Genomic DNA, 1,205 nt, shown 5'->3' with positions numbered 1-1,205 from the left:
TTAGACCATAGTCTTAGCCAACTGAATTCATTGGCTATTTGTGACATAACTCGCTTGATCTCTGCTATTCAGAAATGAAATAGGCACAAAAAAAGCGGCCGAAGCCGCTTGATGTTTATCTATTGAACCGTGATCAGTCTTCGTTGATTGATGAGATCTTATGGATAGAAAGATCCGCGCCATTAAACTCATCTTCTTCACTTAACCTTAGGCCAGTTACTTTGCTCAACACACCGTAGACAACCAATGCACCGATTAAAGCTACCGTAATGCCCGCTAGTGTACCTACCATCTGAGCAGTAAAGCTTACGCCCCCTAGCCCCCAGAATGCTTGCTGACCGAAGATACCCGCTGCAATGCCACCCCATGCACCACATACACCGTGCAGAGGCCACACACCTAGCACATCATCTATCTGTGTTTTGTTTTGCATGTAAGTAAACAAGTAAACGAACAATGCGCCAGCTACGCCGCCTGTTACCAGTGCGCCGAGTGGGTGCATTAAATCTGAGCCTGCGCAAATAGCGACGAGACCAGCTAAAGGACCATTGTGGATGAAGCCTGGGTCATTTTTACCTGCAATCAGAGCCGCAAGAATACCGCCAACCATTGCCATGAGTGAGTTCATTGCCACGAGACCGCTGATACCATTGATAGCTTGAGCTGACATCACGTTAAAGCCAAACCAACCCACACATAAGATCCAAGAACCTAGTGCTAAGAATGGGATGTTTGATGGTGCGAAGTTAGTGTGTTTGCCGGCGCGGACACGGCCTTTGCGCATGCCAAGGAAGTAAACCGCGACCAATGCAATCCAGCCGCCAACACCATGAACAACAACAGAGCCCGCGAAGTCATGGAAGCCATAACCGAATTGCGCCTCAAGCCAATCTTGGAAACCAAAATTACCGTTCCAGATGATGCCTTCAAAGAATGGATAAACAAAGCCTACGGTGAACAGTGTTGCGATGAGTATTGGATAGAAACGTGCACGTTCTGCAATACCACCGGATACAATCGCAGGGATTGCTGCGGCAAAGGTCATTAGGAAGAAAAACTTAACTAGCTCGTATCCATTCCCTTGCGATAGCGTTTCTGCGTCGGCAAAAAAGTGCGCGCCGTAAGCGACCCAATAACCGATAAAGAAGTAAGCAATGGCGGAGACTCCAAAGTCCGAGAGGATCTTAACCAACGCATTAACTTGG

Annotated in this window: 1 protein-coding gene; it reads right to left on the bottom strand. The window is 47.7% G+C overall.

From position 1 onward, the window contains the following. Positions 1-133 precede the first annotated feature (133 nt). Positions 134-1,205: ammonium transporter (locus AB4653_RS07710; RefSeq protein WP_372103746.1), on the bottom strand; the 1,072-nt coding region annotated here is incomplete at its 5' end.

The sequence above is a fragment of the Vibrio sp. 10N.222.48.A3 genome, from assembly GCF_041475345.1.
In the GTDB taxonomy this organism is placed as follows: domain Bacteria; phylum Pseudomonadota; class Gammaproteobacteria; order Enterobacterales; family Vibrionaceae; genus Vibrio; species Vibrio tasmaniensis_A.
The sequence above is the reverse complement of the archived record's forward strand: the minus strand, read 5'-3'. Positions and strand labels throughout refer to the sequence as shown.